Annotated in this window: 15 protein-coding genes and 1 pseudogene; 6 read left to right on the top strand and 10 right to left on the bottom strand. The window is 60.3% G+C overall.

Annotated elements, in window-relative coordinates:
- Window positions 1–33: 33 nt before the first annotated feature.
- The 4 genes from AC13DE_RS02940 to repA form a co-directional block, all read right to left on the bottom strand.
- Window positions 34–2,214: a ParB/RepB/Spo0J family partition protein gene (locus tag AC13DE_RS02940; RefSeq protein ID WP_483046997.1), complete on the bottom strand. Its 2,181-nt coding sequence runs from the start codon at window positions 2,212–2,214 to the stop codon at window positions 34–36.
- Window positions 2,215–2,383: 169 nt separating this feature from the next.
- On the bottom strand, window positions 2,384–3,595 hold the full coding sequence (repC, locus tag AC13DE_RS02935; protein WP_483047017.1) for a plasmid replication protein RepC: 1,212 nt from the start codon (window positions 3,593–3,595) through the stop codon (window positions 2,384–2,386).
- A gap of 213 nt (window positions 3,596–3,808) precedes the next feature.
- The gene (gene repB / locus AC13DE_RS02930) at window positions 3,809–4,741 is read right to left on the bottom strand and encodes a plasmid partitioning protein RepB (protein WP_281985308.1); all 933 of its coding nucleotides are present in this window, start codon (window positions 4,739–4,741) and stop codon (window positions 3,809–3,811) included.
- A complete protein-coding gene (gene repA / locus AC13DE_RS02925) occupies window positions 4,725–5,918 on the bottom strand; it encodes a plasmid partitioning protein RepA (protein ID WP_009503867.1) in 1,194 nt (397 codons plus the stop codon). Before repA ends, repB begins: the two co-directional genes overlap by 17 nt.
- A 208-nt stretch (window positions 5,919–6,126) precedes the next feature.
- On the opposite strand from repA, the gene AC13DE_RS02920 reads away from it, so the two are divergent.
- Together AC13DE_RS02920 and AC13DE_RS02915 are read left to right on the top strand one after the other, a co-directional pair.
- Entirely contained in the window at window positions 6,127–6,354 is a 228-nt protein-coding gene (locus tag AC13DE_RS02920) for an AbrB/MazE/SpoVT family DNA-binding domain-containing protein (protein ID WP_281985305.1), read from the top strand.
- Window positions 6,344–6,739: a PIN domain-containing protein gene (locus AC13DE_RS02915; RefSeq protein ID WP_047998273.1), complete on the top strand. Its 396-nt coding sequence runs from the start codon at window positions 6,344–6,346 to the stop codon at window positions 6,737–6,739. Before AC13DE_RS02920 ends, AC13DE_RS02915 begins: the two co-directional genes overlap by 11 nt.
- A 78-nt stretch (window positions 6,740–6,817) precedes the next feature.
- Here AC13DE_RS02915 and AC13DE_RS02910 read toward each other — a convergent pair whose 3' ends face one another.
- The gene (locus tag AC13DE_RS02910) at window positions 6,818–7,702 is read right to left on the bottom strand and encodes a recombinase family protein (protein ID WP_281985303.1); all 885 of its coding nucleotides are present in this window, start codon (window positions 7,700–7,702) and stop codon (window positions 6,818–6,820) included.
- A 129-nt stretch (window positions 7,703–7,831) separates the two neighbouring features.
- Between AC13DE_RS02910 and AC13DE_RS02905 the strand changes: the two genes are divergently transcribed.
- The gene (locus AC13DE_RS02905; protein ID WP_483046996.1) at window positions 7,832–8,068 is read left to right on the top strand and encodes a type II toxin-antitoxin system ParD family antitoxin; all 237 of its coding nucleotides are present in this window, start codon (window positions 7,832–7,834) and stop codon (window positions 8,066–8,068) included.
- A complete protein-coding gene (locus AC13DE_RS02900; RefSeq protein ID WP_483046995.1) occupies window positions 8,055–8,276 on the top strand; it encodes a type II toxin-antitoxin system RelE/ParE family toxin in 222 nt (73 codons plus the stop codon). Before AC13DE_RS02905 ends, AC13DE_RS02900 begins: the two co-directional genes overlap by 14 nt.
- An 89-nt stretch (window positions 8,277–8,365) precedes the next feature.
- On the opposite strand, the gene AC13DE_RS02895 is transcribed toward AC13DE_RS02900, so the two are convergent.
- Window positions 8,366–9,391 carry a tyrosine-type recombinase/integrase gene (locus AC13DE_RS02895; protein ID WP_483046994.1) on the bottom strand — a complete coding sequence of 342 codons (1,026 nt, stop codon included), beginning with the start codon at window positions 9,389–9,391 and terminating at the stop codon, window positions 8,366–8,368.
- Between the two features lie 377 nt (window positions 9,392–9,768).
- Here AC13DE_RS02895 and AC13DE_RS02890 point away from each other — a divergent pair, with 377 nt between their 5' ends.
- Both AC13DE_RS02890 and scpB read left to right on the top strand, forming a co-directional pair.
- On the top strand, window positions 9,769–10,653 hold the full coding sequence (locus tag AC13DE_RS02890; protein WP_446312365.1) for a DUF1403 family protein: 885 nt from the start codon (window positions 9,769–9,771) through the stop codon (window positions 10,651–10,653).
- A gap of 2 nt (window positions 10,654–10,655) precedes the next feature.
- The gene (gene scpB, locus AC13DE_RS02885) at window positions 10,656–11,252 is read left to right on the top strand and encodes an SMC-Scp complex subunit ScpB (protein WP_446312366.1); all 597 of its coding nucleotides are present in this window, start codon (window positions 10,656–10,658) and stop codon (window positions 11,250–11,252) included.
- Between the two features lie 115 nt (window positions 11,253–11,367).
- Here scpB and AC13DE_RS02880 read toward each other — a convergent pair whose 3' ends face one another.
- The 4 genes and pseudogenes from AC13DE_RS02880 to AC13DE_RS02865 form a co-directional block, all read right to left on the bottom strand.
- Window positions 11,368–12,150: a hypothetical protein gene (locus tag AC13DE_RS02880; RefSeq protein WP_446312367.1), complete on the bottom strand. Its 783-nt coding sequence runs from the start codon at window positions 12,148–12,150 to the stop codon at window positions 11,368–11,370.
- Window positions 12,151–12,163: 13 nt separating this feature from the next.
- Window positions 12,164–13,074: pseudogene (locus tag AC13DE_RS02875) on the bottom strand (nucleotidyl transferase AbiEii/AbiGii toxin family protein).
- Window positions 13,064–13,894, bottom strand: coding sequence for a type IV toxin-antitoxin system AbiEi family antitoxin domain-containing protein (locus AC13DE_RS02870; protein ID WP_446312368.1), 831 nt, complete (start codon window positions 13,892–13,894; stop codon window positions 13,064–13,066). Before AC13DE_RS02870 ends, AC13DE_RS02875 begins: the two are co-directional and overlap by 11 nt.
- A gap of 188 nt (window positions 13,895–14,082) precedes the next feature.
- A protein-coding gene (locus AC13DE_RS02865; protein WP_483046993.1) for an IS3 family transposase occupies window positions 14,083–15,383 on the bottom strand; the annotation gives its coding sequence in 2 pieces (ribosomal slippage) (window positions 14,083–15,098 and window positions 15,098–15,383; 1,302 coding nt annotated over the 2 pieces). This gene is flagged as partial in the annotation.

The following is a 15,383-nucleotide window of genomic DNA, read 5'->3' as shown; positions in this document are numbered from 1 at the left end:
GGGGGCGGAATCCCCGCCCCCCGCTGGATCACGTTATTCCGCGGCCAGCATCGACGCGCCTTCAGCAGGCAGGTCATCCGTGAAGAATGCAGGAAGGTCAGCTTCACTGACGCTGTCAGCCACTTCGGCATCCGCCCCCTGCCCTTCGGCACGGTCCTCACCGTCCAGCGCCACGAGATCGTTCCGGCGCAGGACCTCGGGCAACCAGCCGCTGCCCTTCAGCAAGCGCTCGGCCTCACTGGCCATCTCGCCTTTCTTCAGGTGATCGAGGAGTTGGGCAGTCCCCTCCCCTTTCGCCTCCCGCACGGCCTCGAGGATCCGGGCCTTGGGCACGCGGTTGAGATAGGTGTCGACCGTCGGCTCCCAGCCCACCTCGACCATATCGAGACCTGTGGCGCGCGCCACGAGATCGGAATGCGCCATACGCCGGGTCAGACCGCCTGCAGAGATGCCTGCCCCGTAAGGGTTCACCTTCTCATGCAGCGCGTTGACGCCGAAGCTGAGGCAATGCGCCAGCAAGGCCAGCCGACTGCCCTGATCGAGGACCGTCAGATAGTCCCAGAGTGCCGCATCATCGCCAAGCGGCAGATCGGCTTCCCATTCCGCGTGACGCTCGTCGACCAGCTTTGCCACCACGCTGTCCTTCAAATCGGGCGCCTGCGCCGACATGTAGACGTGACGCACGGATGCTTCGAGACAGCTGCCCGAAGCTGAGGAGCTGCGGAAGGTGTCCGTCACAAGCTTCAGCAGCAGCAGCAGCGTCAGCGCGACATCCGGCGAGCGCCCGATCGCTTCACGCAGCGCCAGCGTCCGGTGGGCCGTCAACTCCATGACCAACCGCTCGGGTAGTGGCTTCAGCGCCCCGTCATCCTCATCCTCCGGCAAGTCAGCTCCGATCGGCTGGCCACCCGACATGATGACGGTTCCGCCATGAGCGGCACTGCCATGGCCATCGGCGAGACCACGATCATCCCCCTGCCCCGCCACCGCAGGATCAGTACCATCCTGGACCGCGGCCTCCTCAACAGGCTCATCCTCTGGGCGCACATAGCCGCGATAGACGGCCAGCGCGCCGTAGCGGTCGAGCGTGACGAACGCCCCTGCCCGCCCGATCTCCTCCGCGTCGAAGATCAACGGCCGGGTCTCGATCTTTTCCATCTCCGTTTCCAATACGCCAAGCCGCGTGTCGATCTCGTCGGGGAATTCGTCCTGACCCGCGTATTCTTCCTCGAGCGCCCGATACTCGTCGAGCAGCTTGGCATGGGCCGCACCTTCGTCATCCGTCATCGGTGCCGGATCACCGGACAGGGACCGCAGGCCGTGGTTGTAGCCGTAGGGCAGGTCAAGCGCGACCTCGATCCACTTCCAGCCCTCAGCCGCAACCGTCCCAGCCTCGGCCTGGAGTTTTTCCGTCACCAGCCGATCGAGCAGGGCAGGGTCCTCGAGCCAGCCACCGTCATCGCCTTGGAAGAGGTCATGCAGCATCGTGCCGCCCGCTGCTTCGTAGGCCTCAACACCCACAAAGACCGCGCGCCGGTCAGACGCCCGGACCGAGGTCTCGGTCAGCATGCGCCGGATTTGGAATGGCTCCTTGTTCCAGGATGAATGGATCACATCCCAGACCTGAACCTGATGCGCGTGATCGGGGTTCACGGTGAAGGCCATGAGCTGTTCCAGCGTCATGCCATCCTCGGCATAGACCTCAAGCAGGGCAGGGGCGACGGAAGCGAGTTTCAGGCGCTGCTTCACGATCTGCGGCGTCACGAAGAAGGCGGCAGCAATCTCTGCGTCGCTCTGGCCCTTGTCCCGCAGCGCCACAAACGCGCGGAACTGGTCGAGCGGGTGCAAGGCGACGCGCTGCATGTTCTCTGCAAGGGAATCGTCCTCGGCCAGAATCTCGGAAGCAGCATCGCGGACGATGCAGGGAATGGGCGTAGTCTTTGCCAAACGCTTTTGCTTCACCAGCAAGGACAATGCTTGAAACCGGCGGCCCCCGGCCGGGATCTCGAACTTGCCGGACTCGGTGCCATCGTCAGCCAAAACGGGCCGCACGCTCAGGCTCTGCAAGAGGCCGCGGCGGGCGATGTCCTCCGCCAACTCATCAACCGACACGCCTGCCTTGATGCGCCGTACGTTGGACTGGCTCAGCACCAGCTTGTCGAAAGGGATATCCCGGGACGGGGACAGGGTGATTTTCTGGACAGGTTTCGTCATTAGATCTTCTCCACAACGGGCACCGGAAGCCACTCTTCCGATCTCACTTCCCGTCACCCTCAAACCAACACTCCTTTCCCTCTCGATGATCGTATGGTTGCCAAGAGGCGACTTAACAGCTGTTAAGTCAGGCCAACCGAGCTCCGACCATGTTGAAACTTAACAGCTGTTAAGCCGCACTTCGCCGACCGATCAATGCCATCACCATCGGCCCGCAGGAAAACTCGCCCGCCGCGGCCTTGGACGTCAACGCCCGCAAGTATCCACCCGGTGATCTGATGTCGGCGAAACGTTCCAGCATAGCCACGACGACGATCGAGGCTTGCTCTGGTCCCATGCAGCGCTGCGCTTCTTCCCAAGCGGAAACACTGATCCCCATGGCCGGCCTTACATGACAAGCCGCGTCGAAAAGTTGGTGCCAGTGTCGAATGTCGCCCTGATAGAAAGTCTTGAGCGAGGGACAGCCGGCGATTACCAGGTGGAGTGGGATTTTCGGCACCCGCCTCGTGTCAGGCTCTTCAAGGTCAGCCACGGGCGCACCCGTATCATCATCAGGCGCGTCGCCCGCCGCCTCGCCTTTTTCTAAGGTAGGTTCAAGATCTATAGATTCTTTATTTGAATTATGATGGTGACGCTCAAAATGGGCATCATTGGTGTTCATTTCTTCTGTTTCAGGACCGTCAATGACATTACGCGCCTGGTCAAGAAGGGTCTCCAGTTCAGTCCGAAATGCCGACAGATCCTCAAGCGAAAGCTTGCGGCGAAGAGCGCGGGCTATGAGGGCGGCCGTGTCGCTGAGCTGGTCCCATAGGCCAAGCCCGGGCTGGATCTCCTCGCCGAATTCCGCCAGAGCGGCCATGTCGCGGCGCATAAGGCTCACCACCTCCCTCAGTCGCCGCACACGGTCCTCGGCCTCACGCACTGCCTCTGCGGCCCGTGCAATCTCCTCTGCCCGGCAATAGAGCGGAGAGAGGTCAAAGCCGAAGGCCACCCGATCTTCGCCACGCTTGCGCACATACCGCTTCCCATTGGGGCTATCGCGCCGCGTGAGCAAGCCTGCCTCTACCAACCGTGCGAGGTGACGGCGCATCGTCGAGCAAGGCATCCCGTTCAGCCGCTCGCAGATCGCCTTGTTGGATGGGAAGACGACCATTTCGGTGTTGCCGCCAAGCGCATCGTCCGGAAAAAAGCTGAGAAGTCCCTGAAGAACGGTCAGATCGCGCTCGGAAACCCCAAAGGCCGCCTGTGCCTTGGACAGCTCGCGGAGGAGCTCCCACTTGTTGACGGGCTTGCCGGGAACAGACGCCTCAGGACGCTCGACCACGCGCAGATGGGCGTGCGATATCGGCCGCATAAACGGCGAAATCGGTGTGTAATCCATGATGTCATTCACGAAGGCAAAATTTCCCTGGCCCGCGAATCGCTTTGCGCTTGCGGGAAAGGGGCCAGATCGCTACATTCAGAGGTGCGAAAACTGAAGTTTTGTAGCGGGCTGGTCCCGTGCGAAACCTAAGAAAGGTCTCGTGAAGCTTGCTTCTCGGGGCCTTTTTCTTTTCTGCCTGTCTCGTGCCTCCTTTTTGATTGTTGCTCTTCCTCAGTCTTCCGAACGCTTCCAGCGCTCGTGAAGCTCGGCGATCAGCTGCGGGGCGTTGCCCTCAAGCCAGCTGACAAAATCGCTCTCCTCGGCCTTCAACTCGAGCTTGAGTTGCTTTCCACGACGTCCGGTCGTGACAGTGGCGGCACCGACCCCCGGAATCATCGTGCCGGGCCGCCCGCGAGGGCGAGACGAGGATGTGGTCTGTTCGGGCTTCCCTGCAGCAGAGAGGACGGCCAAAAATGCATGATCGGATTTCTCGTCAATACCGCCTTGGTGGGATGTCTTGGCCTCACCCGCCAAAGCTGCAAGCAGTTCGCGATCAGCATCCGTAGCCCCCAGCAACTTCTTGAGCTCTTCCCACCTGGGCCGACCAATGCCCGGAGCGGCACCGATGGCGAGGACCAGGTCCTCCCCAACAGTGCGGACCACGCTTAACAGCTGCGACACTCCTGCCTCGGTTAGATTGAGAACCTCGGCGACACCCTTGTTAGTGCGTTCGGATGCGCTCAGATGGTCACCGTCGAGCAAGGCTGCGGCAACAAGCGCTCGTTCGATGAAGCTTAGATCCCGCCGCTCCTGGTTCTCTAACAGCTGATCACGAAGTGCCTGATCGCCCTCCATCTCTGTGACAATGGCGCGGACCTTGATCCCAAGTTCTCTGCAAGCTTCCAGTCGACGGCGGCCATAGATCAGGCTGTAGCGATCACCCTCAAGCGGCCGGACGAGGATTGGTACTCGCTGTCCGTTCTTGGAAATTGACGCCTTGAGGCCCTCAGTCTCGATTTGCAGCCGGTCATCGAGCCGACCTGTGGTTTCGATTTGGTCAGGCTCGATTTCGAAAACGCCGCCGCGCAGCCTGCGCCCCTCAAGAGCGTCGGGCGCGTTGCGCAGGGTCTGCAGTGGCAGTCCCAGTTTAGGCTTTCTTGCCATTGCGTCCCCACGTGTTCTGGATGATCGCCGCGATCTCGTCGTTGACGGCGTTCATGGATTCGATTGCACGATCAAAAGTCTGACGCGTGAAGTCCTTCTTGTCGGCCTCGTAGAGCGTCTGCTTCGTCAGCCCTGCATCAGAGATTGCAGTCGACTCAACCATGTGGTTGGTCAGCACTGACCTGCCGAACAGACCCCGGATGAAAGCAATGACCTCGGTCTGCGGGGCATCACCCACCTTGTAGCGGGTCGGCAGAAAGCGCAGCCAGTCGAAGCGAAGGTTTGCGCCAGCATCCCGGATGACGCCAAGCAGATCAGCGGTCATTCGCAGAAACTGCGACATGGACATCAGGTCGAGCATTTGCGGGTGAACGGTAACAAGCACCCCTGAAGATGCTGAAAGGGCGGACATGGTTAAAAAACCAAGCTGCGGCGGACAGTCGATGACGACGACGTCATAGTCCGCTTCGACACTGTCGAGCGCGTCGCGCACACGGGCAAAGAATGCGCGGGCGCCGCCACGCTGAATGGCTGCCGGCGTCTCATGTTCGAATTCCATGAGCTCGAGGTTCCCGGGAATCAGGTCAAGACCACGGATGTAGGTCTTGCGGATCACGTCCGAGATCGGGACCGGTTCATCGTAACGAACCGCATCATACAGCGTGCCACCCTCCATCAGGTCCAGCTCAGGCTGGATGCCATGCAGCGCGGAAAGGGATGCCTGGGGGTCCAGATCGATCGCAAGGACACGATATCCCTTGAGAGCCAAGCGCTGTGCAAGGTGAGCGGATGTTGTCGTTTTCCCGGACCCGCCTTTGAAGTTCACAACAGAAACAATCTGAAGCTCGTCACCGGCACGACGCCCCGGAACGTAGGTTCCAGGCTTCTTCGCGTTTGCCTCAAGGGCGTGGCGAATCTCCCAGATATCATCGAGGGTATATCGCCGGTGGCTGCCCGCAGTGGTTTCGACGTCAGCGATCTTTCCTTCTCGATGAAGCTTGCGAAGGTAGGTATGATCGACGCCAAGCAACTCGGCCGCCTCGCCGCTGGTCAGGCTGCGCATGACTTTTTTGGCGTCGGGAGGGAAGTGGGCAGCACGTTGCGCATGAAGATTGGACGCAAGAAGCTCTGCGTAGTGCCCGATGGCAATGTCCAGGTCCTGCTCAGCTTCGCTCATCTCTGCCTCGATTCGTGGGCGCGTTTTTTATGTGATCGCGCGTTATTTATCGAGACTATTGCCCGAGCTATCAGATTCGTGCAAGCTCTTTCTAGATTTGGTGTCAGTCGCTGCGTCATGCACAAGAGTAGCTAGGGTTTGGGGCAGGCTTGCCTTCGGAACCCGTCGGATATACATTACAAGAAGTATATCCACATGGGAGGTCACGATGCAGGTCGCAAAATGGGGCAACTCGCTGGCCGTCCGTTTGCCAGCGGAGCTCGTCCGAGAGCTTGGTCTCAAGGAGGGTGATCAGATCGACCTGGTCAAGGACGACGGTCGGGTCAGAGTCCGTCGCCTTGCTCGTGCGGATGAGGTGCTGACCGGCCTGCGCCGCTTCCGGGGCAAGTTGTCCACAGCAGAACGTCTGAGCCGCGACGACGCGCATGAGCGCTGAATTCGCGGACACGAATGTCGTTCTTTACCTGCTCGACGACGGCCCGAAGGCCGATCGCGCCGAGGTAATCCTGGGGCAGGGGCCCCGGATCAGCGTTCAGGTTCTAAACGAGTCACTGGTGAACTGCCGCCGCAAAGCTGGCCTCAGTTGGGAGGAAGCAGCGGCCTTTCTCGAAGGCGTGCGCGCCTTGTGTCCGGTCGAAGATCTCACCGTGCAGACCCATGACGTCGGCCGCGCTTTGGCGGAACGCTACGGCTTCTCGATCTACGACGCGATGATCGTGGCCAGCGCTTTGGTTGCGGGGTGTACCACGCTGTGGAGCGAGGACATGCAAGATGGCCTGCTGGTCGAAGGCCAGCTTCGCATCGTCAACCCCTTTGCATGAGCGGACAACTTCTGAGTCTGGTGCTGGCCTTAGCCCTGTAATCCTTCCATGTCGTGCATGATTTGCGGGGTTTCTGGGCTACTCAAGCAGCCCCAGCCTCTCAGCCCGCTCCAGTAGCATCTTCACCGAAGAAGGCTGCCAGCTTGTCCGCCCGCGTGGCGTGCGCTCGCGCATTGATTCCAGCCGGGTGCAGATCGCCTGAAGCGTGATGTCGGGGTCCGCGCCCTTGATGCCGGCGACGATGGCAGGCAGGCGATCGTCGGTTTCGCGGCGCCCGGCGCGGGCCAGCACCTCGGTAGGCAGGAAGCCGTCGCGGACATAGGCCTTCACAGCGCGCAAGAGACGGCTTTGAGTCCAGCGACGCGCCTCGGGCAAGGGGCCGTTAATGATGCGCACCACGTCTTCCCAAGCCAAGTCGGGCCGCAGGCGGCGGACGTGGGGCACCCAGTCCTGTGCCGTCTCGTTCAGACGCTCAATGTAGCCGTCCTGTCGGGCCAGCCTCACCTTGCGCAGCGCCGCCGGATCCCGCGCGCGCAGGCCCGGATTGCCGCCAACCCGGCCTTTGGTCCGTGCGCTGGCCAGGCCAGCCTTGGTGCGTTCGCGGATCAGGGCGCGCTCGAACTCGGCCGCGGCGCCGAGGACCTGCAGGGTGAACTTGCCCTGAGGCGAGGACGTATCGATCGGATCGGTCAGCGAGCGGAAGAAGGCTCCCTTCGCCTCGAGCCGCTCGATCACCTCCAGCAGATGCGAGAGGGAGCGCGCGAGGCGGTCGATCCGCACGACGACCAGCGTGTCGCCTTTGGCGATGCGTTCCAACACCCGCGCAAGCACCGGTCGCGCACGATTGCCGCCCGAGGCCTGTTCTTCATAGATCTCGGCGCAACCCGCGGATTTCAGGGCCTGCGACTGGGGCAGGGGGGTCTGATCTTCGGTCGATACGCGGGCATAACCGATCAGGGGCATCAAAACAGTCTTTTTGCAGTTTCATACATCGCTAATAAACGACCGTTTGGCAGTAAGTATATGAGGTGTTCTTGCTTTTTGGCAATCTTTGCCATAGCTCTTACAGAGAGGGAGACGACTATAGGCACAATGAATATTTCATTGCCGGACCCGATGAAGAGCTGGGTCGAAGAACAGGCAAAGACTGGACGCTATGCCAATTCCAGCGACTATGTTCGCGACCTGATCCGGCGTGACCGTGCCCGTCGTGAGGCCGTTGCGGAAATTCAGGCTGCTGTCGACGTAGGCCTCGCCAGCGGGCCGGCGGCCCCGCTTGATTGTGGCACGTTCAAGTCCCGGATGCGCGCCGAATATGCCGAAGAATAGCCGTTGGGTCATTCGATCCGCCGCTCAATCCGATTTGTCCGACATCTGGCGTTACGGCGCAGACAACTGGGGCATCGAACAGGCAGATAGCTATGCGGATGGTTTATTCGCGCCCTTCGATCTACTTTCAGACTTTCCAGAGATGGCCGGGAACGCGGCGAGTTCATTCCCCCGGTACGCATCCATCCCAGTGGCGTGCACCTGGTGATCTACCGGGCGCAAGGGCAGGGAGTTGAGATCATCCGCATATTGCATGCCCACCAGAACCTGACGGCCTATCTCCTGGAGGGATGAGTGTCACAGCCCCGCGGCCCTCGTCAGGTTCACCCGGAACCGATCGCGTCGGCGTTGGTAGCGGCGGGTCATCTCGGCCGAGGCATGCCCGAGCTGCTTCTGGACGTAGCGTTCGTCGACTTCCGCCGAACTGGCGAGGCCGGCACGCAGCGAATGACCGGAAAACAGGGCCAGTCGTCCTTTCTCGGGCAGCTCGGATCGGATGTCAGCAACTAGGACCGTGCGCTTGATTAGGCGAGCGACATGCTTGTCGTTCAGCCGTGTTACGGAGGCGCGTTTGCCATCCCGCGAAGTGCTGACGAAGATCGGGCCAAAGTCGATCTTCGCGAAATGCAGCCATTGTTCCAGCGCGTGCACCGGGCAGGTCTGGTCGCTGCTGCCCCGCCCGATTTCGACCTCGCGCCAACCGGTCTTGGCATTCAGCATAAGCAGAGCACCTTTCTCCATGATCTCGATCCAGCCGCCGGACCCCGGTGTGTCGTCTTTGTGCACGTCGAGGCTGACGATTTCCGAGCGGCGCAGACCTCCGGCGTAGCCGAGCAGCAGGATCGCGCGATCCCGCAGACCGCGCAGATCATAGGGCAGGGTGGCCACCATCGCGAGGATGTCTTCCGCCAGGATCGCTTCCTTCTGCACCGGCGGACGTGCGTGCTTGCGCTTGATCCCGGCCAGCACGGTGGCGATGTGACGGTTTTTCCGATCAAGGGTGAATCCCCGCTGCGCGTAGTTCCAGGCGAGGCCCGACAGGCGACGGTCTATGGTTGAGACGGAGAGGGCAGGGGAGGGCCCTGAACCGGACGCCAAATCCGCAAGGTAAAGGCCGATCATTTCCGGTGACGGAGGCAGCGGCTCGGCACCCTTCAGCCGGCACCAGCGTGTAAAATTTGCCCAGTCCTTCGCGTAGGCTCTCAGCGTGTTCTCTGAAACCGCGGCACGTGCGTAGTCGCGAGTGGTGTCGACCAGGCGATCGAGCGACCCGGATCCGGCGACATGGGATGGCAGGGCGATGGCGTCCTCATCTTCGTTCATGGCTGTGACTCTCTCGTGTCCATTGGTGCCTCCGTGGCCGACGCAGGCGCGTTCAGGTTGACGAGAACGCGTGCCAGAGGACCGATCTTGGCAGGTTTTGGTCTCAGTCTCATCAATTCCGACTCGCCCAGTCTCATGAATACCGCTCCGGAATCTCACAAACCTCTGTCTCTCTCGCGGCGCAAGTGCATGAAAGTCCGAGAATCCAGTCATGAAGCATGAATCCGGTGTTGAACCGTGAATTTTACGCGTTTCTGGGATCCTATTCCATAATGTCCGATAATGCAAACTTATTGGACATAGAAAAGAACCGCAGGGTGGGGCGGTTTATGTGCTATTTACTGGTAGAAACCGCCCCACGAATGTAGGCTTCAGGCATGACTTTCGCCCGGCCAGATCACATCAGCGACCTCGACATGATACCCCGGATGCCCGCTTGGGTCACCACAACGCATGCTGAAACCCTTGAAGATGTTGCGTTTTTGTCGGGTGCGGCGCTGGACCACCTGCATCTTGTGTTGAGCCGAGTTGACCTCCCCCATGCCTTGTTGCGAGACCGGCTCGCGCTGCGTGCGGCAGAGGCCTGTGTCGCGTTTTTTGGCCGCCCGGAGCGGGCAGGGGAGCTGCGCGACGCGGTACACCTATTGCGGCCCGGCGATCTTCCCGGACCAGCGGGCGAAACCTACCTTGCCTGGCGGCGCGCGGCGGAGCGGCCGGTGTCGATCAAGGCTTTGGGACGAGCCTTGCCGGGCTTCGAGCCGGGCCAGATTGCCGGGTGGCTGGATACAGGGCAGGGTATGCCGGTAGCCCGTGCCGCGATGGTGCTGGAGGCGGTGCTGACAGACGCGCCCCATGCCGAAATGGCGGCTCTGATCCTTGCGGAGGCGGCCCTGGCGCAGGTCCTCGATTGGGATCACGTCGTGCCACTGCTGGCTGCAGGCCTGAACCGCGCCGACCTGCGCAAGCAAGGCGATGATCTGCGTCTGGCCTGTCATCGCGCGCTGATCTCCTCGGTGGCCGAGGCCGTGCGTCTCGCCGCTGATCTTGCACGTCGGGCAGCGCATCTGAAGGCGGTCGCACCCAAGCTCCGGGCCAAGAAGTCTGGCGACGCGGTCGAGATGTTCCTGACCCGCGATGCAGTGGCACCTGGCGCGCTGCCCATGCCCGACCGTGCCGCGCGCAGGCTGTGTGACCGATTGGTCGATCTGGGCGCTGTGCGCGAGTTGACCGGGCGCAGCACGTTTCGCCTCTACGGAGTGTAGCGATGGCGAAGGATCGCTCTGACCCTGAATTGGATCGCGAGCTAGCCGACCTGCCGCCCGAGTTGCGGTGGCGGGAATGGATGCGCCGGATCGAGGCGGTGCTGTTTGCCTCCGCCTCGCCCGTGCTGCGCGAGGATCTGGCGCGGGTGGTGGGACAGGGGGCCTCGGTTGACCTGCTGGTTGAGGACCTCGCCGCCGATCTGGAGGGGCGGGCTTTTGAAATTGCGCAGGTCGCTGGCGGCTGGATGTTCCGGACGCGGAGTACCTATGCCCCCGCGATCCGCGCTGCGGCGGATGTCGGGGATCAATTGTTGGATCTGAGCGAATTCGACGTCGCGGTGCTCGCTGCGATCGCCTACCACCAGCCGATCACACGCGACGGGCTGAAGGACATCTTCGGCAAGGAGATCAGCCGTGACCTGATCGGGCGGCTGCATGCGCGCGGGTTGATCGGGACTGGGCCTCGATCGCCGCGCCGCGGTGCGCCCTATACCTTTGTGACGACCGAGCAGTTTCTTGTCGCGTTTGATCTGGAGACTCTCGCGGATCTGCCGGATCGGGAGCAGTTGGAGGACGCAGGTCTGGATGGCGAGTCATAGGAATGGTGTGGACCTGTCGCGGTTTGGTGCCGCTCCCAATCGTGACTTGTTGAGAGAACTCAGGCTTCGATCCTGAGCTCTCTGAACAGATCTTCCCAAGGGTCCCCATCCTCGGTCATCGCGCCTGGTTCCAGGTTTGCCAGTTCTCGTCGATGACTGCGTTGTGGTAGTTCTTGAGCCAGCTGTATTTGCGCCGCACCGTCGCGTTGGGACTGTCGGCGAGACCGCTCTCCACCAACGTCTTGTGCCTACCCAGAAACTCGACCCAGCCGGCGTATTCGCCGTCGAGCTCGCCGAGACTGGCGCGAAGATAGTCGACGTAGTGGAGGCCTGACTCGTCCTGGCGCAGGAGGTTGTTCAGGTGACGCTCTTCATCCTCATAGGAATGTCCTTCCCGCCAGAGCGTTTGGTCCTGCCGGTGGCGTTCGATAACATCTTCATGGATCGCAATGCGCGGGAAGATGACCTCGCCTTCTTCCATGAAATAAGCCTGAACGAGGCCAGGGCCAAACACCGGGCCGCTGAACTCGATGCCGAGATGCATAGGGCCGATCATCATTGCGCCGCGCACCAATATGCCATTCGCCACGCATTCGATCTGGATGTGCAGCAGATCGATGAGCTCCCAGACCAAGGGGCCGGCCTGGTACTGAGTTTCAATGGTTCTGGTTCTGACGATCGCGTCAGACACGATCTCTGCATGGACTTCGCTGATCATCCGCATCTCGTCGGAGCGGGTGGGCGGCGTGGCATCCCCTTCGGACACTCTGCGAAACATCGAAAGCAAGTGCCTGATCTCTGCGCCGCTTCTCGTGTGCAGAAGGTTCCTGAAACCGAGGACATCAAAAAAGGTCACAAGGCATTCTTCGTAGTCGGGGTCGTTCTCGAAATCAGTCATCTCTGATTCATCTTCAGCCGAGGAGCTTCTCCAGCTCTTCCCCTTGGGCGGCATGCTTCTTGGGGTTTTCTGCTTTCAACTTGTTCACGTTGATGAGCTTCCATCGGACCGCTGGAAGCTCGGCCGCCTGAGGGCGGTCGATCGCGTCGAAGTCGGGGGCGCCGTCATGCAGGGTTCTCAGGAACCTCTTCGCGCCCTCATCCAAGCGGGATTGGATATCACCGATCAGGCGGCCGCGCGTCGCGATCAATTCCCCGAGGTCGACCGCTTCCTTCGTCATGCCCTCGAATTCCCGGGCATAGGGCTGATCCAGATCGATCAGGTTTGGGTTCAGAAGTTCGTGCGGCGGGCGTGGTGAATTCGCGACGTAGATGAGAAAGGTGCGGAACAACTCGTCGGTAAACCCTTCGTTCTCGTAGAGCAGCTTGACGTCGTAGAGATCTCGCGGGTGCTGGCGATCGACGGCCGCATGTAGCTTACCGCCGAACAAATCCTCGAAGGAGACGATGTTCATCATCGCGTACCCGAACTCTTCCTCGACGGCCTCCGAGACTTCGCGTTGTTCCGGATCATGCACGACGCCGCGGGTGACGGGGGAGGTTTCGATCTTGATTTCCGCTGTGCCGAGACGTGCGAGCGCGCGTGTAGCGCCGCCGCCATCGCCCGCAATACGCTGCGCTTTGGCGCCGGTGATGCCGCCTTCGATGGCGGCGGCAATCCGGTCCATCGCGTCGTTGATCTCGGCGAGGCTTTCTGCGCGATTGGCAGATAGGTCAGATCGATATCGACCGAGAGGCGCGGAAGGTCGCGATAGAAGAGGTTGATGGCCGTCCCGCCCTTGAGCGCAAATATCTCCTCCTTGACGACATACGGGAGTATGCGCACGAGCAGGGCCACTTGGGCGGCATAGTCTTCACGCGCCATGACCACGTTCCTTTCTTACAAACTCTTCTGGCACCATGATCCTGTAGCGCGGATGTATCTTGCCGCCTTTGACCAATGCGCGATCGCCGCTGCCGAGGTCGAACTCTTCCGGATCGAGTCGCTTGCGCCAGGCATGGTCGTGGCGGTCGGCGAACACGAAGAACAGGCGTTTGACCTTGATCTTCTTGCAACTTCTGAGCAGTGCCGAGAGGGTTCTCGGGCGCAACGTCGTCAGGCTTTCGAACGCCATGTCGAGGTTGTGAAAGCTCTCTTGATCCGGCAACTCGTCCAGTGCTTCGAAGATCGCGCGTTCCGGCGATGACATCACCAGTTTCCAGTCCCATGGCAGGGACGATGCTGTCTCGTTGAGATTATTTCGCGTGTCATCGACACCCAACTCTGGATCGGAGAACAGCGATACGCTGCGTGTGCGGAGTTCGGCGTTGAGCGGCAGTTTTTCGAGCCAGTTGGGGATTTTTGAGCCGTAGAGCCAGACCGTGCGCTTGTCTCCGAGCGAGAGATAGTGCGCATATCCTTGCAGGCTCAATGCCGTCACCCCACCGATATGGACTGGGTAGTGCATGATGTGCTGGAGCGAGAGCAGGCAGGTCTTCCAGTCGAGTGTGTTCGTGGTGGCGCTGCTTGGTGCGGGGCGGCGGAAGACGCCGCGACCAAGGCGTTCTAGCCAGCCGCGTTGGACATAGGCGTAGGACGAACGCCGGCCTATCCCGTGGTGCTCAAGCCAAGCGGAGTCCACGAGGAACCCCGTGGGGACAGCCTCAAGAAGGTTCTTTAGTTTTTCGTGCTTTTGTCCACTCATAAGCGACACAATGAAGCATTTTTAAAGAGGTCGCCACTTGTTTCTGTGATAACCTGTGCGATAGTCCGTCAAGGATCGACAAATTCTGTAATTCTCAAAGAGACTGGTGGTTGTTGTCCGTCGTCAGGGTTTTTGGGACCAATGGCGGCCTAAACTAAGAGAGAGTTCGGCTCATCTGGTTGGTTTGATTATGCGGCGTGCTGTCGGTGATGCAAGCGTCGCGTTTCGAGCGTCTTACGTTTGATCCTTTCCCTTTGTTTTAGAATGGCTTTGTCGCGCCCGAAGTAGACGTCGGCGGGTGTGACGTTGCTTAGGCTCTCGTGGTAACGCTGATGATTGTAGTGATCGACGAAGGCCGCAATCTGGGCTTCAAGATCGCCCGGCAGGAAGTAGTTTTCCAGCAAGATGCGGTTCTTTAGGGTTTGGTGCCAGCGTTCGATCTTGCCTTGGGTTTGGGGATGATACGGTGCGCCACGCGAGTGCTTCATGCCTTTGCCCTGTAGCCATTCGGCCAAGTCACCCGAGACGTAACTGGACCCGTTGTCACTGAGCAGTCGAGGTTTATGAATGACGTGAACCTGATCGCAACCGGATGCCTGCAGTGCCAGATCGAGCGTGTCCGTCACGTCTTCAGCCCGCATGTTGGTGCAGAGCTTCCAGGAGACGATGTAGCGGCTGTAATCGTCGAGGACCGTGCTGAGATAGAACCAACCCCACCCAAGGACCTTGATGTAGGTGAAGTCGGTCTGCCAAAGCTGGTTGATCCCAGTTGTCTTGTCTTTGAACTCGCTCGCCGCCTTTATAACGATGAACGCAGGGCTGGTAATCAGATCGTGCGCCTTCAAGATCCGATACGTCGAAGCCTCTGATACAAAGTAGCTTTCTGTATCTGTGAACGTCACTGCCAGTTCTCGCGGCGACAGTTCCGTTTCCTTCAACGCCAGTTTGACCATCTTGCGGCGCACCTCGTCGGGAATGCGGTTCCAGACATGTTTTGGTTTGGGAGATTGGTCCTTCAGCCCGGCCTCACCACGCTGCAGATACCGATCATACCAACGGTAGAATGTCGTGCGCGGGATGCCCAGCTTGGCCAGCGTCTGACGGGCTGATAGGTGGCTTTCTTCGACCAGCCGAACGATCTCAAGTTTCTCAGATGCAGGATACCTCATTCGGGGTCGCCCCCACCGTCGAACATGCTTTTTTTGAGAAGACGCAGTTCCAACGTTTGTTCGGCAACGACCTCTTTCAGGTCCTTTGCTTCGCGGCGCAGCTCCTTGACCTCGTCAGTGTTTGCCGCTCGTGCTGTGTCGCCTGCCAAACGCCGTTTGCCAGCCTCCATGAAGTCCTTGGACCATTTGTAATAGATGCCTTGAGAGATGCCCTCACGACGGCACAGCTCGGCAATGCTGTCTTCGCCACGCAGGCCATCCAGCACGATCCGGATCTTCTCTTCGGATGAATAATGTTTGCGGGTCGCCCGTTTGATGTC

This window comes from Sulfitobacter sp. L-8, from assembly GCF_056859255.1.
The sequence above is the reverse complement of the archived record's forward strand: the minus strand, read 5'-3'. Positions and strand labels throughout refer to the sequence as shown.